This is a genomic window from Vibrio chagasii (genome assembly GCF_024347355.1).
In the GTDB taxonomy this organism is placed as follows: Bacteria; Pseudomonadota; Gammaproteobacteria; order Enterobacterales; family Vibrionaceae; genus Vibrio; species Vibrio chagasii.
In genome coordinates, this window is record NZ_AP025465.1 from 3,074,170 (window position 1) to 3,095,005 (window position 20,836).

At 45.8% G+C, this 20,836-nt stretch carries 23 protein-coding genes; 8 read left to right on the forward strand and 15 right to left on the reverse strand.

From position 1 onward, the window contains the following. Positions 1 to 49 precede the first annotated feature (49 nt). From fusA to fkpA, 8 genes are all read right to left on the reverse strand, one after another. Entirely contained in the window at positions 50 to 2,146 is a 2,097-nt protein-coding gene (fusA, locus tag OCV52_RS14230; protein WP_102425870.1) for an elongation factor G, read from the reverse strand. Positions 2,147 to 2,289: 143 nt separating this feature from the next. After that, positions 2,290 to 2,760 carry a 30S ribosomal protein S7 gene (rpsG, locus tag OCV52_RS14235; RefSeq protein ID WP_004737195.1) on the reverse strand — a complete coding sequence of 157 codons (471 nt, stop codon included), beginning with the start codon at positions 2,758 to 2,760 and terminating at the stop codon, positions 2,290 to 2,292. Between the two features lie 107 nt (positions 2,761 to 2,867). After that, positions 2,868 to 3,242, reverse strand: coding sequence for a 30S ribosomal protein S12 (rpsL, locus tag OCV52_RS14240; protein WP_004737194.1), 375 nt, complete (start codon positions 3,240 to 3,242; stop codon positions 2,868 to 2,870). 182 nt (positions 3,243 to 3,424) lie between these two features. Then, positions 3,425 to 3,700, reverse strand: a complete 276-nt coding sequence (gene tusB, locus OCV52_RS14245) for a sulfurtransferase complex subunit TusB (protein WP_102425869.1) — start codon at positions 3,698 to 3,700, stop codon at positions 3,425 to 3,427. 8 nt (positions 3,701 to 3,708) lie between these two features. Beyond that, complete coding sequence (gene tusC, locus OCV52_RS14250) at positions 3,709 to 4,065, reverse strand: sulfurtransferase complex subunit TusC (RefSeq protein ID WP_102425868.1); 357 nt, start codon at positions 4,063 to 4,065, stop codon at positions 3,709 to 3,711. Continuing rightward, complete coding sequence (tusD, locus tag OCV52_RS14255; protein ID WP_102425867.1) at positions 4,062 to 4,451, reverse strand: sulfurtransferase complex subunit TusD; 390 nt, start codon at positions 4,449 to 4,451, stop codon at positions 4,062 to 4,064. The genes tusC and tusD overlap by 4 nt, the downstream gene beginning before the upstream one ends. Continuing rightward, positions 4,445 to 5,170 (reverse strand): helix-turn-helix transcriptional regulator, encoded by a 726-nt coding sequence (locus OCV52_RS14260; RefSeq protein WP_004737190.1) that lies wholly within the window; start codon positions 5,168 to 5,170, stop codon positions 4,445 to 4,447. The genes tusD and OCV52_RS14260 overlap by 7 nt, the downstream gene beginning before the upstream one ends. Positions 5,171 to 5,401: 231 nt before the next feature. Next, positions 5,402 to 6,178 (reverse strand): FKBP-type peptidyl-prolyl cis-trans isomerase, encoded by a 777-nt coding sequence (gene fkpA / locus OCV52_RS14265; protein ID WP_061033636.1) that lies wholly within the window; start codon positions 6,176 to 6,178, stop codon positions 5,402 to 5,404. Between the two features lie 131 nt (positions 6,179 to 6,309). On the opposite strand from fkpA, the gene OCV52_RS14270 reads away from it, so the two are divergent. Continuing rightward, entirely contained in the window at positions 6,310 to 7,287 is a 978-nt protein-coding gene (locus OCV52_RS14270) for a WD40 repeat domain-containing protein (protein WP_137406937.1), read from the forward strand. A gap of 5 nt (positions 7,288 to 7,292) precedes the next feature. Further along, complete coding sequence (locus OCV52_RS14275) at positions 7,293 to 7,520, forward strand: SlyX family protein (RefSeq protein ID WP_004737187.1); 228 nt, start codon at positions 7,293 to 7,295, stop codon at positions 7,518 to 7,520. Between the two features lie 115 nt (positions 7,521 to 7,635). Here OCV52_RS14275 and OCV52_RS14280 read toward each other — a convergent pair whose 3' ends face one another. From OCV52_RS14280 to kefG, 5 genes are all read right to left on the reverse strand, one after another. Next, positions 7,636 to 8,601 (reverse strand): isoaspartyl peptidase/L-asparaginase family protein, encoded by a 966-nt coding sequence (locus OCV52_RS14280; RefSeq protein WP_137406890.1) that lies wholly within the window; start codon positions 8,599 to 8,601, stop codon positions 7,636 to 7,638. Positions 8,602 to 8,788: 187 nt separating this feature from the next. Continuing rightward, complete coding sequence (slyD, locus tag OCV52_RS14285) at positions 8,789 to 9,379, reverse strand: peptidylprolyl isomerase (RefSeq protein ID WP_008222340.1); 591 nt, start codon at positions 9,377 to 9,379, stop codon at positions 8,789 to 8,791. A gap of 94 nt (positions 9,380 to 9,473) precedes the next feature. Further along, on the reverse strand, positions 9,474 to 9,674 hold the full coding sequence (locus tag OCV52_RS14290) for a YheV family putative zinc ribbon protein (RefSeq protein WP_004737184.1): 201 nt from the start codon (positions 9,672 to 9,674) through the stop codon (positions 9,474 to 9,476). A gap of 148 nt (positions 9,675 to 9,822) precedes the next feature. Continuing rightward, positions 9,823 to 11,619, reverse strand: coding sequence for a glutathione-regulated potassium-efflux system protein KefB (gene kefB / locus OCV52_RS14295; protein ID WP_137406891.1), 1,797 nt, complete (start codon positions 11,617 to 11,619; stop codon positions 9,823 to 9,825). After that, entirely contained in the window at positions 11,606 to 12,190 is a 585-nt protein-coding gene (kefG, locus tag OCV52_RS14300; protein WP_137406892.1) for a glutathione-regulated potassium-efflux system ancillary protein KefG, read from the reverse strand. Before kefG ends, kefB begins: the two co-directional genes overlap by 14 nt. 171 nt (positions 12,191 to 12,361) lie before the next feature. On the opposite strand from kefG, the gene OCV52_RS14305 reads away from it, so the two are divergent. From OCV52_RS14305 to crp, 6 genes are all read left to right on the forward strand, one after another. After that, positions 12,362 to 14,284: an ABC transporter ATP-binding protein gene (locus OCV52_RS14305; RefSeq protein WP_137406893.1), complete on the forward strand. Its 1,923-nt coding sequence runs from the start codon at positions 12,362 to 12,364 to the stop codon at positions 14,282 to 14,284. Further along, the gene (locus OCV52_RS14310) at positions 14,281 to 14,751 is read left to right on the forward strand and encodes a TIGR02444 family protein (RefSeq protein ID WP_137406894.1); all 471 of its coding nucleotides are present in this window, start codon (positions 14,281 to 14,283) and stop codon (positions 14,749 to 14,751) included. Before OCV52_RS14305 ends, OCV52_RS14310 begins: the two co-directional genes overlap by 4 nt. A gap of 269 nt (positions 14,752 to 15,020) precedes the next feature. Continuing rightward, on the forward strand, positions 15,021 to 16,001 hold the full coding sequence (locus tag OCV52_RS14315; protein WP_102425081.1) for a hydrolase: 981 nt from the start codon (positions 15,021 to 15,023) through the stop codon (positions 15,999 to 16,001). Between the two features lie 129 nt (positions 16,002 to 16,130). Then, the gene (locus OCV52_RS14320) at positions 16,131 to 16,343 is read left to right on the forward strand and encodes a YheU family protein (RefSeq protein WP_004737179.1); all 213 of its coding nucleotides are present in this window, start codon (positions 16,131 to 16,133) and stop codon (positions 16,341 to 16,343) included. A 77-nt stretch (positions 16,344 to 16,420) separates the two neighbouring features. Continuing rightward, positions 16,421 to 17,290, forward strand: a complete 870-nt coding sequence (locus OCV52_RS14325) for a phosphoribulokinase (protein WP_004737178.1) — start codon at positions 16,421 to 16,423, stop codon at positions 17,288 to 17,290. A 240-nt stretch (positions 17,291 to 17,530) separates the two neighbouring features. Continuing rightward, the gene (gene crp / locus OCV52_RS14330) at positions 17,531 to 18,163 is read left to right on the forward strand and encodes a cAMP-activated global transcriptional regulator CRP (protein WP_004410522.1); all 633 of its coding nucleotides are present in this window, start codon (positions 17,531 to 17,533) and stop codon (positions 18,161 to 18,163) included. A 189-nt stretch (positions 18,164 to 18,352) separates the two neighbouring features. On the opposite strand, the gene OCV52_RS14335 is transcribed toward crp, so the two are convergent. Both OCV52_RS14335 and astD read right to left on the reverse strand, forming a co-directional pair. Next, complete coding sequence (locus tag OCV52_RS14335) at positions 18,353 to 19,144, reverse strand: DUF1338 domain-containing protein (protein ID WP_102425082.1); 792 nt, start codon at positions 19,142 to 19,144, stop codon at positions 18,353 to 18,355. A 215-nt stretch (positions 19,145 to 19,359) separates the two neighbouring features. Beyond that, positions 19,360 to 20,817, reverse strand: a complete 1,458-nt coding sequence (gene astD / locus OCV52_RS14340) for a succinylglutamate-semialdehyde dehydrogenase (protein WP_102425083.1) — start codon at positions 20,815 to 20,817, stop codon at positions 19,360 to 19,362. Positions 20,818 to 20,836 lie beyond the last annotated feature (19 nt).

Consider the following 20,836-nt stretch of genomic DNA (forward strand, 5'->3'; position numbering starts at 1 on the left):
TTGGACGCATTAGATCTTTCAAAAATTGAAAAAAATGCGTTCCTTTTGTTTAACCACGCTCTGCAATGATTGCTTTTGCAACATTGTTAGGCACTTCAGCGTACTCACTAAACTCCATAGAGTAAGAAGCACGACCTTGTGTCGCAGAACGTAAATCAGTTGAGTAACCGAACATGACAGACAACGGAACTTGTGCACGAATTATCTTCAGGCCAGCTGTCCCCTCGTCCATACCTTCGATGATGCCGCGACGACGGTTAATATCGCCAACAACGTCACCCATCCAGTCTTCTGGAGTAGTCACTTCAACTTTCATCATAGGCTCAAGCAGAACTGGTTGCGCTTCAAGTGCACCCGCTCTGAAAGCCATAGAGGCAGCGATTGTAAACGCCATCTCACTTGAATCTGTTTCATGGTAAGAACCATCATATAGTGTAGCTTTGATATCCAGAACTGGATAGCCAGCAAGCACACCATTGTTCATCTGTTCTTCAACGCCTTTAGCTACTGAAGCGATAAACTCTTTTGGTACTGTACCATCGGCAATTTCATCCACGAAGACAAAGCCTTCGCCAACTTCTGATGGTTCCAGTTTCAGCCATACATGACCGTACTGACCTTTACCACCGTGTTCACGGATAAATTTACCTTCCGCTTTCGCTGTACCACGAATTGTTTCACGGTAAGCCACTTGCGGGTTACCAACGTTGCAGTTCACGCTAAATTCGCGCTTCATACGGTCAACGATGATATCTAAGTGTAGTTCACCCATACCAGAAATCAGTGTCTGGCCTGTCTCGTCATCCATATCGACGCGGAACGATGGGTCTTCTGCCGCTAATTTACTTAGCGCGATAGTCATTTTATCTTGATCGGCTTGTGAGCTTGGCTCTACAACGATCTGAATAACTGGGTCTGGGAATTCCATGCGCTCTAGAACAATCTTATGGTTCTGGTCACACAGAGTTTCACCAGTGGTTACATCTTTTAGGCCGATAATAGCCGCGATGTCACCTGCTCGTACTTCTTTTACTTCTTCACGCTTGTTTGAGTGCATTTGTACAATGCGACCTAAACGTTCACGTTGTTTCTTCACAGAGTTGTAAGCTGTTTTGCCGCTTTCAACAACACCAGAATAAACACGGATGAAAGTTAGAGTACCAACGAATGGGTCTGTTGCGATCTTGAATGCTAGCGCTGAGAACGGTTCTTTGTCGTCCGCGTGACGCTCTGCTTCATTCTCATCTTCATCGATGCCCTTAATTGCAGGTACATCAACTGGAGAAGGAAGGAAATCAACCACTGCATCTAGAACAGCTTGTACACCTTTGTTTTTGAATGCACTACCACAAGTTGCTAGTACGATTTCATTGTTAAGGGTACGAGTACGAAGACCTTGTTTGATTTCAGCTTCTGTCAGCTCACCTTCTTCAAGGTACTTATCCATTAGCTCTTCAGAGGCTTCTGCCGCTGCTTCAACAAGTTCTGTACGATATTCTTCAGCCATTTCTTGCATGTCTGCTGGAATGTCTTCGTACGTAAAAGTCATGCCCTGGTCAGCTTCATTCCAGTTGATTGCCTTCATCTTGATAAGATCGACAACACCTTGGAAGTTTTCTTCAGCGCCAATGTTCAGTTGAATCGGAACAGGAGTCGCGCCTAGGCGGTCCTTGATCTGCTCGATAACGCGCAAGAAGTCTGCGCCAGTACGGTCCATTTTGTTAACGAAAACCATACGAGGAACTTGGTACTTATCAGCTTGACGCCAAACTGTCTCTGATTGAGGCTCAACACCAGATGAACCACAGAACACAACAACGGCACCATCAAGTACACGTAGAGAACGTTCTACTTCGATAGTGAAGTCAACGTGTCCAGGAGTGTCGATGATGTTGATACGGTGATCTGGGAATTGCGCTTCCATACCACGCCAGAACGTAGTGGTTGCTGCTGAAGTGATCGTAATACCGCGCTCTTGCTCTTGCTCCATCCAGTCCATGGTTGCTGCACCATCGTGAACTTCGCCGATTTTGTGAGAAAGACCGGTATAGAACAGAATACGTTCACTTGTGGTTGTTTTACCTGCATCTACGTGAGCAACGATACCGATGTTACGGTACTGCTCAATAGGAGTTTTACGAGCCACGGTTGAATCCTCTTATTAGAGACTTAGGGACTATTGCTATACCTAGGATTAAAAATTGCCTGCCCTAGAAATAGCAATAGTTCCTAGCATAAGCATAGGAACTAAAGAAGTGCTGCAAGGAACCTTGCAGCACTAAAAAGGTATTACCAACGGTAATGTGCGAACGCTTTGTTTGCGTCAGCCATGCGGTGAACGTCTTCACGTTTCTTAACCGCAGTACCTTTGTTCTCAGACGCGTCTAGCATTTCAGCAGCTAGGCGTTGAGCCATAGATTTTTCACCACGCTTACGCGCAGCTTCAACTACCCAACGCATAGCAAGTGCGTTACGGCGAACCGGACGAACTTCTACAGGTACTTGGTAAGTTGAACCACCTACACGGCGAGATTTAACTTCTACCGCTGGGCGAACATTTTCAAGAGCTTCTTCAAATACAGCTAAGTGGTCTTTACCAGACTTCTCAGCCATTGCATCTAGTGCAGTGTAAACAATTTTCTCTGCAGTAGATTTCTTTCCGTCAACCATTAGGATGTTAACGAATTTTGCCAGCAGTTCAGATTTGAACTTTGGATCTGGAAGGATCTTACGCTGACCTATTACGCGACGACGTGGCATGGATATTCTCCGTTGTCTTCTTCAGGTTTTTTCCAAAACTTTTCAGAATAATAAATAAAATAGTGTTTGGCCTTACTTAACGATTTCTTTTTAAAAAAGAGAATCAATTAAGACTTAGGACGTTTCACACCGTACTTAGAACGACCTTGTTTACGGTCATTAACGCCAGCACAGTCAAGTGCGCCGCGAACAGTGTGGTAACGAACACCCGGAAGGTCTTTTACACGACCGCCACGGATTAGTACAACACTGTGCTCTTGTAGGTTGTGGCCTTCACCGCCGATGTACGAAGTTACTTCGAAACCGTTAGTTAGACGTACACGACATACTTTACGTAGTGCCGAGTTAGGTTTTTTAGGTGTAGTAGTGTAAACACGAGTACATACACCACGTTTTTGTGGGCACGCTTCTAGTGCAGGCACGTTGCTTTTAACAACTTGCTTTACACGAGGTTTGCGAACCAACTGGTTAATAGTTGCCATTAACTAGCTCCTGAAATTTACTTGAAAGTAAGCTTTGTGAAAAATCTATCCCTAACTACATGTCGCAATTAGGGACGCAAAATTCTATTCAGCAGTGGGATGTGTGTCAAGAAATATACAGATCTTTTTTAGCCGTCTAGAGCTCAGGATGGTCTAGTTTTGACCAAACTGATAGAACACAGCTACCAAGTGACTGATTTGTCGTTTAAAACCGTCAATTCAACAAAGCCATCAAAGCCTATTTGCGGGATGGCTTCAGCGGCCAACTGTTGTAGGCCGCGACTCTCTAAATCGGGTTTTAATACCGACATGTGCTCGACTGCACTGATTTGAGTGAATAACTCATGATTTGGAAGGCAAACATACACTGCATCTTCAACTAACAAGAATTGATCCTGTGGTTGAGAGTAGACGAGTGCAAGTTTTAGTTTATCCGCTGTTTTAACAATATGAAGCATAGCGATTCCTAGAAAGTCAGTATCTGTTGGCACTGAGCTAACGTCTGCGCTAACTCATCAGCTTCAGCGACGGTGACATCAATCAACAAGTCATCAGCGGAAAGACCAAACTGACTCAGGCTTCGCTTACAAACGTACACCTGTTCAATGTCGTACAGATCCATCAACTTAAACGCCGAGATGTAGTCACGGGAGAGTGTCTGTTCAGGCTGCTGTGCTTTAAGAAGTTGTGTCACACCATCACCAACAAAAAACACGGCGATATCTTCACTATAAGCGGAGGCAGCTAATAACGCGTCTAACCCTTCCCTACCCGCAGCGGTAGTATGAGGAAAGCTATTAAATACAAAGGCTAATTTTCTCAAAACTGTACCACTCTGTCTTGCGTGAGTAGCGCTTCCGATAAGCTGCCTAAACCAGCCTGTGTGAATCCAGTAGCTAAGTTAGAGCCACTCAACTGATGCTGTTCTGCTTCTTCAGAACTGATGATGCCACGTCTTAGTGCCGCCGCAACACAGGTCTCAAGACTTACATTATGTTCATCTGCCAATTTCTGCCAAGCAGCAGCCAGATCAAACTCATCATTAGCTGGCACGGTAAGGTCAGAGCCGTTACTTACGCCGTCTTGATAAAAGAATACACTGTGGAGTTTGTGGCCCTGTTGAAGCAGAGCCACGGCAAACTGGTAAGCACTTCTTGCTGACTGTGAACCGTAGAGAGGCCCATTAACTAGGAGTGTATAGCTTAACAACCCTCTTCATCCTCTGTTTTACGCTGACGGATATATAGGTATACGGTGTGCTTAGAAATATTCAATCGCTCAGCAACACGGTTAATCGCATCTTTGATATCAAAAATACCTTTGTCGTACAGCTCCATCACGATTTGACGGTTCTTGGTATTGTTCGATACTGATTTGTCGGCATTGATCTCTTCAATGGTGCGCTCAACCGTTTGGTCAACAAGTTCTTCAACGTCGCTTGCAAAGTTAACCGATGAGGCAGCTTCGTCTGCGTCTTGTGTCGGCATGAAAGATTGCAGCACTTGTGAGAAAGGCGCATCTAGGTTCACGTTAATACACAGCAGGCCAATCACTCGGTCTTCACCATTTCGGATAGCCACAGTGATCGACTTCATCAACACGCCGCCTTTAGCACGGGTGAAGTATGAGCGTGAGAAGTTACGTTTAGAACCTTCGATATCTTTTAGCATTTTCAGTGCAAGGTCAGTAATTGGCGAGCCAACCTGACGCCCGGTATTCTCACCGTTAGCAATTTTAATCGCAGAGGTGTTGAGGTCTTCTAAAGAGTGCAGAACGATCTCACAAAATGGGCCAATTAGACTCGCAATGCCGTCTACCACCGCTTCATAAGATCTTAGAATGATTTTATCGTGTTCACTGAATGGCATGACATTGACTGATTCCATTTCAAGTAACACATCTGCATTGACTGTTTCTGTAGTAGTCACTTATTCCTTACCTTCGTGTGAAAAATCAACAAATTTATGTAAGTTTATCAGAAAATTTTAATTGCACACCTAGCTAACATTGCAACTAGTGATTTAGAACAAGTTTAAAAATCAAATACTCATATTCGAATCATAAAAAAAGCCTAACATGAAGTTAGGCTTTTTAGTCAATCAGCGCTTTTTACAGCGGGATTTCTTTCAGCGATTACTGAGCAGCAGGTGCTTCAGCGATTACTGAGCAGCAGGTGCTTCAGCATTATCAATGCTAAGTAGTTCAACTTCGAATACTAGCGTTGAGTTAGCTGGGATAGTCGGTGTATCTTGCTCACCGTATGCTAGCTCTGGCGGGATTACGAATTTGTACTTAGAACCAACTTGCATTAGTTGTACGCCTTCAGTCCAACCTGGGATTACGCGGTTTAGTGGGAATGTTGCTGGTTCGCCACGGTCGTAAGAGCTGTCGAACTGAGTACCGTCAGTTAATGTACCTTTGTAGTGTACTTGAACGGTATCTGTGTCTTTTGGAGAAGCGCCTTCACCTTGTGTCATTACTTGGTAAAGTAGACCTGATTCAGTTTGCTTAACGCCTTCAGTTTTTGCGAACTCAGCACGGAAGTCGTCACCTGCTTTCTTAGTTTCAGCTGATTTCTCTGCCGCTTGTGCTTGCATAGTTTCAGCAACACGCTTGTCTAGAGCTTCAAGCGCTGCACGAGTTTCTTCTTCGTTAAGTGCAGTTTTCTCTGCGAATACGTCTTCAATACCTTGAAGAACCATGTCTTTGTCTAGGTTAATGCCTAGCTCGCTTGGCTTATCAATGCTTGTGCTCAGGTAGTTAGCGAAAGATACGCCGATTGCGTATGCCGCTTTGTCATCTTCGGTTTTAAAGTTTACTGCTTCTACTTTAACTTCTTCTACTTGAGGTGCTTCTGCCTTTGGTTCTTCTTTCTGACAACCAACTGCTAGCATAACCGTTGCGGCAAGCAGTGATACTTTTAAAACTGATTTCATTGAATTCTCCAATTAATGGCCAAGCCATTGGTTATTGTGCACAAATCTAATGATTAGATTGGTGTGAATACGTTAGTTATAACAATATACTAGTCATATGTCTTTCGACACAAACCGGATTATTAGAAGTGATGCAAATATTTTTCCATTCCTTGCTATGTGCAATTGTCATCACCTTGTTAAATGGATGCTTTTTCTTTCAAGACGATGAGCAGCGTTGGGAAATTGAGCCCAGCGGCGCCACCAGCTTTGCTTTAAGCAGAGATGGACGCTTCGCCCTGCTCTACTCTCAACAGAAACAATTGCTGCTTTGGGACCTTGCCGGAAACAAAGAGTTAGCCCAACTTGGCCCTCAAGATCAGTCCGAAAACCAAGTGTCGCGTATTCGAATCTCTGACAATGGCCGCTTTGCCATTACTGCCAGCCAAATGAACTTTGCCGTTTGGGACCTATCCTGGACCCAAGCTGAAGGACTATGGTCTATCTCTGACGGCTTGATTCGCGATGTTGATATCTCTAGCAATGGTGAAAAAGTACTGCTCGGTTTATCGAATGGTAAAGCCATCTATGTGGACTTAGTCACCGGACGCCGTCTGGAGTTCCTTGCTCATAGAGAAAAAGTTAATTCCGTCGCCCTTTCTTCGAACGGTCGCTATGCGCTTTCTGGTGGTAACGACTACAAAGCCTACCTGTGGGACACCGAAACTGGCTTAGTATTGCGCACCTTTGAACACGAACAAAGAGTCGTACGTGTTGCCCTACAACGTGACGGTAATTTAGCTTTTACCTCTGATGGTGGTAATCAAGCGATGATTTGGGATCTTGAAACGGGCGAACCTCAAGCCCAGCTGCAGAGTTGGTCTCGACAACTGATATTCTCGAGCGCCCGCTTTTCTGATGATGGCAGCATGTTGGTGACAGGCACTCCATCAAGCCAAGTGAGCGTGTGGAATACTCAGGATGGCAAACGACTTTCACGACACGATGCAGAGCCATTAAAAGATACTCGCCCTCCTCGTGCGGTAGTGTATGATGCAGCCTTTGATGATAAGAACCGTGTAATATCGGGCACCTCTTCGGGCATCGCCCAAGCTTGGAATGTGGATTAAGAACGATGACAGAAAAGCGAGTTGAACAGTTAGAAAGCCGCGTGAATGACTTAGAATGTCAGCTAGCTTTCCAAGAACAGACCATTGAAGAACTCAATGAAGCGCTTAGCCAACAACAGATGTTGATCACTAAGATGCAAGACCAAATGAAATATGTAGTGGGTAAAGTGAAGAACATTGATGGTTCGAACTTAGCTGACGCATCTGAAGAGACGCCACCACCACATTACTAATGTACGTTGCCAATGAGCTGAGGCTTGTTGGTCTGGTTGAAAAACAAAAGGCGACAGAGAATATCTGTCGCCTTTTGCGTATTTGATTGGGAACTTGAGTTACACCGAAGCTTAGCTAGTCATCGGCATAAATCTTAACTTCCACTCGACCTTCTGTATCGACACTAGCACGGTACATGCCGGAACTGTTCATGCCGAAGTGAATGTCACCTTGGTCATCAATCGCAATCAAACCACCTTCACCGCCCATGGTTTTCAGTTTACCTTGGATGATATGTTCACATGCGGTATGAACGTCTTCTTTAAGATAACGCATGCGCGCAGCTACATCACTGGCAACCATTTTTCTTAAGAAGAACTCACCCATGCCTGTGGTAGAAACCGCAACATTACCATTCTCAGCAATTGTGCCCGCACCAATGATTGGCGAATCACCGACTCGGCCGTACTTCTTGTTTGTCACACCACCAGTACTGGTCGCTGCTGCCAAGTTGCCCGATTGGTCTAATGCCACAGCGCCAACCGTGCCGTACTTTTTGTCGTCTGGATATTTCTCAGCTTGCTGCTCATCGTATTTCGCTTCAGACAGAGCAAATATGCCTTTTTCTTTCATCGATTGAAGCTGTTCGTAACGACGCTCAGTGAAGAAGTAGTCTTGCTCAGTAAATGTATAGTCGTGTTCAAAGGCAAACTTCTCCGCCCCTTCTCCAATCAACAGTACATGGTCGCTTTTCAGCATTACATCGCGAGCTAATTCGATCGGGTTCTGAATGTGGCGAACACCAGCAATGGCACCCGCATCCATTTCACGACCGTGCATCACCGACGCATCCATTTCCACAAACTCATCATGCGTAAGAACGGAGCCCTTACCCGCATTGAAGTGTGGGCTGTCTTCCATCACCTTTACCGATGCCACAACAGCATCCAAAGCATCACCGCCAGATTGCAGTACTTGGTAACCCGCCAATACTGACTTTTCTAACGCCTCAGTAATGCCCGCTTTTAGCTCATCACTCATTTGCTCTCGCAAAATGGTTCCAGCACCACCGTGAATGGCAATTGAAAAAGGTTGCGACATCTAAACTCTCCACTGACGTATTCTTGTTATGTGTTGCTATCAATATCATATCCAAAGCTCGATGTCTGATAGCAACAACAAATCTTTCGCTAGCGGTCATGCTCACGCCAGAAAGCACAACCCCAATACGAAAAAAGCCTCCACAAGGGAGGCTTTCATATTCTTGAACTAATCCGTTAGGTCGGTATTAGTGAGAACCACAGCTACCGCCGCCGCAGCAGCCGTCTTTTTTCTCTTCACCGTGGTCGTGGCCTTCGCCACCACAGCAACCACCTTCGTGGTCATGGTCGTGACCGTGGCTGCCACAGCCACCAGCTTGGTGTACGTGACCGTGTTGAACTTCTTCTTCAGTCGCTTCACGAACCGCTACTACTTCAACGTCAAACGTTAGAGTTTGGCCAGCTAGCATGTGGTTACCATCAACAACAACTTCGTCGCCGTCTACTTCAGTTACTTCTACTGGAATTGGACCTTGGTCTGTATCCGCTAGGAAGCGCATGCCAACTTCGATTTGTTCAACACCTTGGAATACGTCAGCAGGAACACGTTGTACTAGAGCATCGTTGTGCTCGCCGTAAGCGTCTTCTGGAGTAACAGTTGCAGAGAACTTGTCGCCAGCTACTTTGCCTTCAAGCTCTTTTTCAAGACCTGTAATTAGGTTGTTATGACCGTGAAGGTAATCTAGTGGAGCTTCTGCAGTTGATTGGTCAACTACTACGCCATCTTCAAGTTTCACTTGATATGCAACACTAACTACTACGTTCTTTTCAATTTTCATGAGAGCTCCAAGGAGGTTTGGACTAAGCTCCAACAGTTGAGCTTAGGAAAAATTCTGTACCCGGATATTATGGGGATCAATTATCGAAACTCAATCACTCAGGCTTAAAAATACCGATCATTTCTTGATTCGCGTGTTCAGATTTCTCTACAGTTTTCGGTTTGCGTTGCTCTGAGAAGTCGCAATCGACACATTCCACTAACTCAATATTGTTCTCAATCCACCAGCGAAGCGTGTCTTGAGTATTGCAGCTTGGGCAGCTTGCCCCTGCGATAAAGCGTTTTTTCTGTTTCACGTTAATATCCTTTACTACTCTGGATTCGCGGTTCTCTATGCTTGATGTGAAAGCGAATAGGACCACGTTTATTATTAGGTATCTCTGGGCAATGGCTTTTGGCTCAAAGCATTCATTACAAGCTCGAACCATTCACTCTAAGCTGAAGCTATTGCCAATAGTTTCGAGATTGGTGGTCATTCTCCATCTCATGTCCAAAGATCTCTTCAAGCTCTTTACGAGCCTCTTTCGCTCTTTGGGCTAACTCTGCGTCTTCATTATGCTGAGGCAGTAACTCTTTCAGCATACCATTATCCAACTTCCTAAAATGTGCTTCTGCTCGCTTCGCTTTGTATGGATGCATGCCAAGTTCAGTCAGAGTTTGACGGCCAAGGTCTAGTGCGCCTAGGAAGGTTTCACGCGAGTAGTTGTTTACCCCGTGATTAAGCAATTGGTAGGCTTCAACACGGCTTCGCGCACGCGCCAAGATTTTAAGACGTGGGAAGTGCTGCTTACACAAATCGACGGTTTTCATGATTTCATCAGGAGAGTCTGTACACAACACTATCGCTTCCGCTTTATCCGCCCCCGCAGCGCGTAACAGCTCTAAGTGAGTGGAATCACCGTAAAATACCTTGTAGCCAAACTTTCTCAGGATGTGGATTTGGCTAGCGTCACTTTCCAAGATCGTAATACGGATCTTATTGGCGTACATCAGACGTCCAATGATCTGACCAAAACGACCGAAGCCGGCAATAATCACTCGAGGGCTACGATCAACCACATCCGAGGACATCGCATTCTCGCTAATTTGATTCAATTGGCGAGCAAAGAACTTATCTTGGAGCTTAAGCATTAATGGCGTGGTCACCATTGAGAGACTCACCACAACTAGCAAGAACGACACTTGTTCACCACTCAAGATGCCTTGTGCACTTGCCGCTGTGAAGATAACGAAAGCGAATTCACCACCTTGGCTAAGAATCATTGCGATGCGACTACGTGCTTTGGCTTGAGTACCAAAAATTCGAGCAAGGGCGTACAGAACCAAACCTTTTAGTACGACTAGCGCTAGAACAGCGATCAATATTGCAAATGGGCTTTCGGCCAACAATCCCAAGTTAACGGCCATACCCACTGAGATGAAGAACAGACCAAGCAACAACCCTTTGAACGGGTCAATCGCGATTTCCAGCTCATGTCGGTATTCACTCTCCGCCAGAAGCACACCAGCTAGGAAAGTACCCAATGCCATCGACAAGCCGATCTGTTGCATGATAACGGCAATACCAATCACCAATAGCAGAGCCGCAACGGTGAACAACTCACGTACACCACTCATTACCACATAGCGGAAAAGAGGCCTCAACAAGAAGTGACCGCCCACCAGCAAACCAACCACGCCACCTAGCATCCACAGCATGTCTGCCCAGCTTCCGCCGGTGTTACCAGCAAGCAGAGGCAGCATAGCCAACATTGGTATTACGGCAATATCTTGGAAAAGCAAAACCGCAAAGCCAGATTGCCCAGCTTCTTTCCCCCCAAGCTCTCGCTCTTCAATAACCCTTAAAGCGATAGCAGTCGAGGACAAGGCCAAACCCATACCTATTACTAGGCTCGTTTGCCACGTTAAACCGAACATGCAGGCGATGGCAGTAATAATCAGAGTGGTGATCAGCACCTGCGCGCCACCGAGCCCGAGAATAGGCGCTCGCATCTGCCACAATTTTTTAGGGTTAAGCTCTAAACCAATCAGGAAGAGCAGCAGCACCACCCCGAATTCGGAAAAGTGTAGAATCGCTTCTACGTCACTAATTAAACCAAGCCCCCATGGGCCAATTGCCACACCCGCCAGCAAGTAGCCCAAAACTGAGCCTAAACCTGCGCGCTGTGCGATAGGAACAGCAACCACCGCGGCAGCTAAAAATATAACGCTACTTTGCAAAAATTCATTAGTCAGAGCCATCGTTCGCTCCTATATCTTGTAGCGGGTCTCGCAACCAGTTTCGATACGCTTCTGCATGTTGATACCGTGTCATATCTGTGACATTTCGTGCCCAGTGTAAAACCAATGGTGGTATCCAATTCATCTGACACAAAGCAGCTGTGAGTTCGAAAGGTTGTAAAATCTCTTGTAATGGATATTTATTATAGCCTGCTGCTCCAAACGCCTCTTCTTTACCACCCGTAGTGATAACACTGCGCCAGTGTTTACCTTTCAGTGCACTTTGCTCACCAAACGCAAAGCCTTTACCCAAGACTCGGTCAAACCACTCTTTTAACAGTGAAGGACAGGAATACATAAACAGAGGGTGTTGGAACACAATCACATCATATTCAAGGAGCAGAGAATGCTCGTAAGGCACATCGATAAAGAAATCAGGATAGATGGCATAGAGGTCGTGAATTTTAACGTGCTCGAGCGACTCTATTTTCTTAACCATCATCTGATTGGCAATAGAGGTTTCTGGCTCTGGGTGCGCGTAGATAACCAATACTTTGGGCACTACTTTGTCTGTCGAGGGCGTATTACTCATTCCTTTGAAGCTTTCCTTTTAAGGCTAAACGGTGGCAAGGCCACAAGAATTTAAGCAAAAGTTATTAATATGTTATTGGCATCATAACGCAAATTGCATTGTGATCGACTTTTATCTGGTTTAAGCCTACTATGCAGGCGTCTGTTCATCTCTAATTTCAATGCTATTTCTATGATTACTTTCTCTGATATTCAATTGCTACGCGGCGGTAAGCCCCTCCTCGACCAAGCATCTGCGACTCTTCACCCTGGCGACAAGATTGGCTTGGTGGGTAAAAACGGCTGTGGTAAATCGACGCTGTTCGCTTTAATTAAAGACGAACTATCGATTGATGCTGGCTCATTCAGCAAACCTGCTCACTGGGAAATGGCGTGGGTTGCTCAAGAAACCCCAGCATTAGAAAGAACAGCAATTGAATACGTGATTGATGGTGACCGTGAATATCGTGGCCTTGAAGGTCAGCTGCAAAAAGCGGAAGTAGCCGACAACGGCACACTCGTCGCAGAGATTCACGGCAAGATAGAAACCATTGGTGGTTACAGTATTAAGGCTCGCGCAGCCGAATTGCTAGACGGCCTAGGCTTTAGCCAAGAACAAATGACGTGGAACCTGACCCAATTCTCAGGTGGTTGGCGTATGCGTTTGAACCTAGCGCAAGCCCTACTGTGCCGCAGTGACTTACTGCTGCTCGATGAGCCAACCAACCACTTGGACTTAGATGCGGTAATGTGGCTAGAGCGTTGGCTACAAAGCTACCCTGGCACACTGATTCTTATCTCGCACGATAGAGACTTCTTAGACCCTATCGTCAACCGCATCGTGCACGTAGAAAACCAAAAGTTAAATGAGTACACAGGTAACTACTCATCGTTTGAGAATCAACGAGCGCAAAAACTGATTCTGCAACAGGCGATGTACCAGAAGCAGCAAAAGCAGATGGCTCACATGCAGAGCTACATCGACCGTTTCCGTTATAAAGCTTCAAAGGCTCGCCAAGCGCAAAGCCGTATTAAAGCGCTAGAGAAAATGGAACAAGTACTGCCAGCTCAGTTTGATAACCCATTCAGCTTTGAGTTCAGAGAACCAGACGCACTACCAAACCCAATCATGATGATGGATGAGGTCTCTGCAGGCTACGATGACAAATTAATCCTAGAGAAGATTCGCCTTAACCTTGTTCCGGGTAGCCGTATCGGTCTACTGGGTCGTAACGGCGCAGGTAAATCGACACTTATTAAGCTGCTTTCTGGCGAACTGAAACAGCAAGGTGGCGAGCTGAGCTACTCACAAGGCGTTAAGATTGGTTACTTCGCACAGCATCAACTAGAAACGCTGCACCCAGAAGAGACACCACTGCAACACATGATGCAGATTGCGCCTAAACACACCGAACAGCAGCTGCGTGATTATCTAGGTAGCTTTGGCTTCCAAGGCGAGAAAGCACTGGATAAAGTGACTCCTTTCTCAGGTGGCGAGAAAGCACGTTTAGTATTGGCGCTGCTGGTATGGCAAAAACCGAACCTGTTGCTACTCGATGAACCAACTAACCACTTGGATCTCGACATGCGTCAGGCGCTGACATTTGCTCTACAGACGTTTGAAGGCGCGATGGTTATCGTATCGCACGACCGTTACCTACTTCGTGCAACTACCGATGACCTGTACCTTGTGCACGACCGCCAAGTTGCGCCGTTTGACGGTGACCTGAACGATTACTACAAGTGGCTAACCGAACAGCAAAAAGTGGAACGCAAAGAAGCACAAGCGCAGGCTCCAGCGAAAGATGGTGCCAACAGTGCTGCTGCGAAAAAAGAGCAAAAGCGTAAAGAAGCGGAGTTCCGTAAGTTAACCGCACCAATCCGTAAAAAGCTGACTCAATTTGAAAAGCAGATGGATAAACTGACGCTTGCTCTTGAAGAAGCCGAGCAACAATTATCCGACACTTCACTGTATGAAGCTGAAAATAAGGCTAAACTGAATGAAGTACTCGCCCTACAAGCGAGCAGTAAGTCACAACTTGAAGAAGTTGAAATGGATTGGATGTCCACTCAAGAAGAGCTTGAGCAGATGGAACAGGATATGGATAACTTATGAGCCCAAAGCACGCCCCAATATCACTAACACTGGAACGACTATGGCAATTTAGCCTTCAGTATTACAGTGTGCGCGGTGTTAAAGATGCGTGCTTAACTTTGCAAAACCAGTTCCACGGCAACGTCAATCTACTGCTGCTCCTCAAATGGCTCGATGAGCAGCAAGTGTCTTTTGCAGAAGAAGAGTGGCACAAAGTACAGCAGTGCTTAAGCCGCTCCGAAACCCTACTTCATAGTTATCGAGAGTTACGTAAACACCTTAAAGAGCATGTTGTCGACTCTCTATACCGTGAAGCCTTACAGTTTGAACTGCAACTTGAGAAGCAGCAGCAATCCGATCTTGTCGACTGTATCAACTCATTGCAACTGTTCACTAATCAACAAGCGCCGTTGGCTCTGCAATATTGTCGTCTACTCGGGGCAGAAAATCTCTATGACGCATTTTCTGAACCCGCCCCTCAGCCTTAACTCGTTTTCTTTCTCTTTTGAGTTGTTCCGGTACAAGCTTACTCTCGTATTGATATTTCGCTGCACCTAGCAAAACGAGTGCTCATAGCAAGCAGAGGCTAGCTCGTACAAGTTTGATAATATTCAATCAGTTACTCACAACATGTTTTACATTGAGTCTCAGTGAAAGGCTTGCGCTTGCACCGAGAATCAACCAAGCTCAAATAAAAACGTGGGCGCATCGCAATACTTAATACTTTTCAAAGCCCATAAAAAGCACGGACTGTTTTATGACCATATTTACCGCAGCGGCTGGTTTATCTAACCCACACTTACAAACTTTAGTGCCAAGGTTTATCAGAAAGCAGGCGTTGTTCCATCCTACATGGCAAACCTTAGAAACGCCTGATGGTGATTTCCTAGACCTTGCTTGGAGTGAATCACCAGATAACGATGAACTGACTAGCAACAAACCTATCTTTATTCTGTTTCACGGATTAGAGGGCAGTTTTGAGAGCCCTTATGCCAACGGGCTGATGAATGCGTTTGCCAAGGATGGTTGGTTGTCGGTGATGATGCATTTTAGAGGCTGTAGCGGTAAACCGAACCGCTTGGCACGTGCCTACCATTCTGGCGAAGTCGAAGATGCTCGCTTTTTCCTAAGACACCTGCACGCACAGTTTCCCAACAACCCTAAGGTGGCGGTCGGCATCTCTTTAGGCGGAAACATGCTAGCAAATTATCTGGCTGAGTATGCAGACGATCCCCTGCTATCAGCAGCAACCATAGTGTCAGCCCCTTTTGATCTAGCTTGTTGCGCGAGTCGCATTGAGAAAGGCTTCTCTAAGCTCTACAAGAAGTACCTGCTCAGCTCTCTCAAATCAAACGCCCTAAAAAAGATTAACCTGCTGCAAGAGAAGCTCGACATCACCGCTGAGACAATCAAGAGGATTGATAAGTTGTATGAGTTTGATGAACGAATCACCGCGCCTCTGCATGGATTCAAGAACGCTCAAGACTATTACGCACAGTGCTCGGCTCTTCCTAAGCTCAATAAGATAAAGCTACCAACTCAGATCATCCACGCTAAAGACGATCCTTTTATGACCGATGATGTGATTCCTAAGTTCGTTCTGCCGGATAACATCGATTATCGCTTGTTCCAGAAAGGGGGTCATGTTGGGTTCATTACTGGTAGTACACTAAAACCAAGGTTTTGGTTAGAAGAAGCGCTACCAGCCTATTATGAAAGTATCCAAGGTTCAGCATAACGACGAAGCCTTGCTAAATATAAACGCGAAACCTTGGTAAGATAGCGCAGTCCCTAATTGGGGTTGCACTATAAACATCACTAGACACACTCATCAACATATCAATGAACATAAAAGAGAGAAGTATTTATGATCATCCCATGGAAAGACATCGAGCCTGATACGCTGGAAAACCTCATCAAGGAATTCGTACTGCGTGAGGGTACAGACTACGGCGACGTGGAGATCTCTCTACAAAACAAGATTGACCAAGTGAAACATCAATTAGCTTCTGGTGAGGCCAATATCGTGTTTTCCGAACTGCACGAAACCGTTGATATCCAGCTCACAAAACGCTTCTAAGCTGCGCTTAACACAGAGCCGTGTTATAGTGGAAAACGATTGCTAACAAGTAAGTTACTCATAAGACAAGGGTTGTCATGTCCGCTAAACATCCAATTATTGCGGTGACGGGTTCTTCAGGAGCCGGCACCACCACTACCTCAGAAGCCTTCCGAAAAATGTTCAATATGATGGACGTGAAGGCTGCTTGGGTTGAAGGGGATAGTTTTCACCGCTTCACTCGACCAGAAATGGACGTCGAGATCCGCAAGGCACGTGAGCAAGGTAAGCACATCAGCTACTTCGGCCCACAAGCCAACGACTTCGCAGCATTAGAAGAGTTTTTCCGTAAGTACGGTAATGAAGGTACTGGTAAAGTACGTAGTTACCTACATACGTTCGATGAAGCTGTGCCTTATAATCAAATGCCTGGCACCTTCACGCCATGGCAAGATATCCCTGAAAATTCAGACGTGATGTTTTACGAAGGTCTACACGGCGGTGTGGTTGATGGCGACATTAATGTCTCTCAACACGTCGACCTGCTGATTGGCATGGTTCCTATCGTAAACCTAGAGTGGATTCAAAAGTTCGTTCGTGACACACGCGATCGTGGCCACTCACGCGAAGCAGTAATGGACTCCATTGTTCGTTCAATGGATGATTACCTTAACTATATTACCCCGCAATTTTCGCGTACTCATATCAACTTTCAGCGTGTCCCAACCGTAGATACATCAAACCCACTTAACGCCAAAGGGATTCCAAGTTTAGATGAAAGCTTCGTTGTTATACGTTTGCGCGGCATCAAAAACGTCGATTTCCCGTATCTTTTGGCCATGATTGATGGCTCATTCATGTCTCGTCATAACACACTAGTGGTGCCAGGTGGTAAGATGAGCTTTGCTATGGAGCTCATTGTGAGGCCAATCCTACAACAACTCATCGAAACTGGGAAAATAGGTTAACAAAACGACATTCTGGCTGATTACTTTTCATACCGTGATCATGTGCACAATTTTGCGTAAAAAATCGTAGCTTGGTCACGATTAAAATCAAGAAATAGTACCTGAAAAAGGATACTATTCTTAAACGAAACACAAGATAGCTTGCAGCGCTCATCGAGTGCTCTTATCCTAAGAAGTCAATTCAGGCTTAGCTAAAATACGGAAAGCGGCAAGCATACCCTGCAGAGGAAGTGAGATATTATGGTTCTAGGTAAACCTCAAACCGATCCAACATTAGAGTGGTTCCTTTCACACTGTCATATTCATAAGTACCCTTCAAAAAGTACTTTGATCCATGCTGGTGAAAAGGCAGAGACCTTGTACTACATCGTTAAAGGTTCTGTGGCAGTTCTTATTAAAGACGAAGAAGGTAAGGAAATGATTCTTTCTTACCTAAACCAAGGCGACTTCATCGGTGAGCTAGGCTTGTTCGAAGAAGACCAAGAGCGTACAGCTTGGGTTCGTGCTAAATCTCCTTGTGAAGTAGCTGAAATTTCTTTCAAGAAGTTCCGTCAACTTATCCAAGTGAACCCAGACATCCTAATGCGTCTTTCAGCGCAAATGGCAAGCCGCCTACAAGTAACTAGCCAAAAGGTTGGTGACTTAGCGTTCCTTGACGTAACAGGTCGTATCGCTCAAACGCTACTAAACCTAGCGAAACAGCCAGATGCAATGACTCACCCTGACGGCATGCAAATCAAGATCACTCGTCAAGAGATTGGCCAAATCGTTGGTTGTTCTCGTGAGACAGTAGGTCGTATCTTGAAGATGCTAGAAGAGCAGAACCTAATTTCTGCACACGGTAAGACTATCGTGGTATACGGCACTCGTTAATTTCGATTAACTGAGTCAAAAATATGAAAGCCACCAAATGCGAATTTGGTGGCTTTTTCTTTATTGAGAGAAGATACGAGATACGAGATACGAGATACGAATGGAACACATGAGGCTCTCGCCTTGTAAACATTCTCGAAGCGAAGCGTACCCGAGTTTCTAGGGCAAAAACCGTAATCGTATCTTTCTTTAACCGTTGGTGCTTTCGAAGATCTTGTCCGCCGATGCAGCAACAAAACCGGTATAAAGCTCACCATTGGCCATTGGATAGCGCTTAGCGAACTCATAGAAGCCACCAGGAATCATCTCATTGCCTTCAACAAATGCCACTGGCACTTTGTCTGCCATTGTTGATGATTGCTCTAATAACACCTCTGGAGAGCCTTTTACCTCACCACCAGATGCGTTAATCGTAAAGCTAGCATCACTCAGGTAGTCATTCACTGCTTGTACTTCATCGAACTTGTTCAGTTGATTGACACTAACCGTGAAGTGGTTAGCACCGTAACCGTGAGCGGCTAACCAAGAGGCGTATTCGCTCTCCTTCGCTAACAGTTGGAAATCAGCGAAGCTCAAATCCCAAAGGCGGCCACCAAATAGGAATTCGTGTCCCTCTAACTTACTTGCATCAACCTGCTCAACCAATTTGGCAACGATCTGCTGTAATTCACCAGAACACTCTTCTACCTTCAACTCACTAATGAACACTTTCGGTTGTTTTGGGTCTGGGTGTTCGTAGTGTTTAGCCACTAGCTTCTTGCTTTCAAACAAGTAATCGCCACATGCTTTGTAACCTAGCTCAAGGAAAGGTTTGGCTAATGTTTCAATACCTAGAGGGGCAACATTAAAAGTACGCAATGCAATGTGATCATTGATCAGCGCTTCATCTTCTTTTAGCAAGTGATGTACTTTCTCTGCCGACGGGCAAAGTCTGTGAATGTAATCGTCCCATAGTGATTTAAAGAGTAGATCGGGCGTCATGGTGACTCCTTGTCAGAGGTTCTAGCAAGCTAGTGATTTGGATTAGAAAGGGAGAGACTGAGACACAAAGTCAGCAGCCATCAGCCTGTGACATACTTGTTCTATTATTATCTACCGCCCAATCTTGACGCTGAGCGTGGTTAAAATAAGGAAGCGATACGCTGCTTCCTTATTTCATAACTAATGAATGAGCTTTCGCTCAATATCAATCTAAACTACAGCTCGATACCTGGGCTAAACGTAGCTGGCAGTTGAGTTTCACCACCTTCCATTGAAGCCATTGGGTAAGCACAGTAATCTGCCGCATAGTAAGCACTTGGGCGTAAGTTGCCAGAAGCACCCGGACCACCAAATGGTGCATCACCACTTGCGCCTGTGAGTTGGCGGTTGCGGTTAACAATACCCGCACGGATATGGTCAACGAAGTATTCCCACTCAGAATCGTCTGTCGATACTAAACCTGCTGACAAACCAAAGCGTGTGTCGTTAGCTAATTCAACCGCTTGCTCTAGCGACTGATAACGAACCACTTGTAGCAATGGGCCGAAGTACTCTTCATCTGGCAGGTCAGCAATGTTGGTTGCATCGATAATGCCCGGAGAAACAAACGCCGCTTCGCCTGCTTTTGCCTCTACTAGGCTGACACCCCCCAGAGACTGCAGGTTAGCTTGTGCGTCTAGAATAAACTTAGCGGCAGCTTCAGAGATTTGAGGCCCCATGAAAGGTGCAGGTTCAGCAAATGGCTGATCAACACGAATCTTTTGCGTCGCTGCGACCAGTTTGTCGAGTAGCAGATCGCCCTTCTCGCCAACAGGAACATACAGGCGACGAGCACATGTACAACGTTGACCAGCACTGATGAACGCTGATTGGATAATGGTGTATACCGTTGCGTCTGCGTCACCGTATTGGTCACTGATCACCATAGGGTTATTACCACCCATCTCTAGTGCCAGCATCTTGCCCGGTTGACCCGCGAATTGACGGTGCAGGATATGACCCGTATTAGCACTACCTGTAAATAGTACGCCATCAAGACCTTTAGCATCAGCCAGTGCGATGCCGGTCTCTTTAGCACCTTGCACTAGGTTGATTACGCCAGCAGGAAGACCCGCTTCTTGCCATAGCTTCATTGCGAACTCACCTGTCCAAGGCGTCTGCTCTGAAGGTTTGAATACCACTGTATTTCCCGATAGCAATGCAGGAACAATATGACCATTTGGTAGGTGACCTGGGAAGTTGTAAGGGCCAAATACCGCCATCACGCCCAATGGACGGTGACGAAGTACAATTTGGTTACCAGCCGCTTCACGTGATGCTTCACCGGTACGCTCGTGATAAGCACGAATAGAGATAGCGATCTTGCCCGCCATTGCGCCCGCTTCAGTGCGAGTTTCCCAAATAGGTTTACCCGTCTCTTTTGCGATAATTTGCGCGATCTCTTCGCTGTTCTCTTTTACTTTTTCTGCGAACTTCAACACGATCGCTTCACGCTCAGCAAAGCTCAGTTTTTTCCAAACTAGGAACGCTTCGCGAGCCGCTGCCACTGCAGATTCAACCTGTGCCGGTGTTGCGCTATCACCCTGCCACACTACTTCATTGTTGTATGGGCTTACTGATGTCATGGCATCACCTTGACCCGCTACCCATTGTCCTGCTATCCACTGAGTCATACTTCTATCCTTAAAATCT

Coding starts and splice junctions, on each gene's coding strand:
- rpsG (WP_004737195.1), bottom strand. CDS start 2,760: ATGCCACGTCGTCGCGTAATAGGTCAGCGTAAGATCCTTCCAGATCCA.
- rpsL (WP_004737194.1), bottom strand. CDS start 3,242: ATGGCAACTATTAACCAGTTGGTTCGCAAACCTCGTGTAAAGCAAGTT.
- tusB (WP_102425869.1), bottom strand. CDS start 3,700: ATGCTTCATATTGTTAAAACAGCGGATAAACTAAAACTTGCACTCGTC.
- fkpA (WP_061033636.1), bottom strand. CDS start 6,178: ATGAAATCAGTTTTAAAAGTATCACTGCTTGCCGCAACGGTTATGCTA.
- OCV52_RS14270 (WP_137406937.1), top strand. CDS start 6,310: ATGCAAATATTTTTCCATTCCTTGCTATGTGCAATTGTCATCACCTTG.
- OCV52_RS14275 (WP_004737187.1), top strand. CDS start 7,293: ATGACAGAAAAGCGAGTTGAACAGTTAGAAAGCCGCGTGAATGACTTA.
- OCV52_RS14280 (WP_137406890.1), bottom strand. CDS start 8,601: ATGTCGCAACCTTTTTCAATTGCCATTCACGGTGGTGCTGGAACCATT.
- slyD (WP_008222340.1), bottom strand. CDS start 9,379: ATGAAAATTGAAAAGAACGTAGTAGTTAGTGTTGCATATCAAGTGAAA.
- kefB (WP_137406891.1), bottom strand. CDS start 11,619: ATGGCTCTGACTAATGAATTTTTGCAAAGTAGCGTTATATTTTTAGCT.
- kefG (WP_137406892.1), bottom strand. CDS start 12,190: ATGAGTAATACGCCCTCGACAGACAAAGTAGTGCCCAAAGTATTGGTT.
- OCV52_RS14305 (WP_137406893.1), top strand. CDS start 12,362: ATGATTACTTTCTCTGATATTCAATTGCTACGCGGCGGTAAGCCCCTC.
- OCV52_RS14310 (WP_137406894.1), top strand. CDS start 14,281: ATGAGCCCAAAGCACGCCCCAATATCACTAACACTGGAACGACTATGG.
- OCV52_RS14315 (WP_102425081.1), top strand. CDS start 15,021: ATGACCATATTTACCGCAGCGGCTGGTTTATCTAACCCACACTTACAA.
- OCV52_RS14320 (WP_004737179.1), top strand. CDS start 16,131: ATGATCATCCCATGGAAAGACATCGAGCCTGATACGCTGGAAAACCTC.
- OCV52_RS14325 (WP_004737178.1), top strand. CDS start 16,421: ATGTCCGCTAAACATCCAATTATTGCGGTGACGGGTTCTTCAGGAGCC.
- crp (WP_004410522.1), top strand. CDS start 17,531: ATGGTTCTAGGTAAACCTCAAACCGATCCAACATTAGAGTGGTTCCTT.
- OCV52_RS14335 (WP_102425082.1), bottom strand. CDS start 19,144: ATGACGCCCGATCTACTCTTTAAATCACTATGGGACGATTACATTCAC.
- astD (WP_102425083.1), bottom strand. CDS start 20,817: ATGACTCAGTGGATAGCAGGACAATGGGTAGCGGGTCAAGGTGATGCC.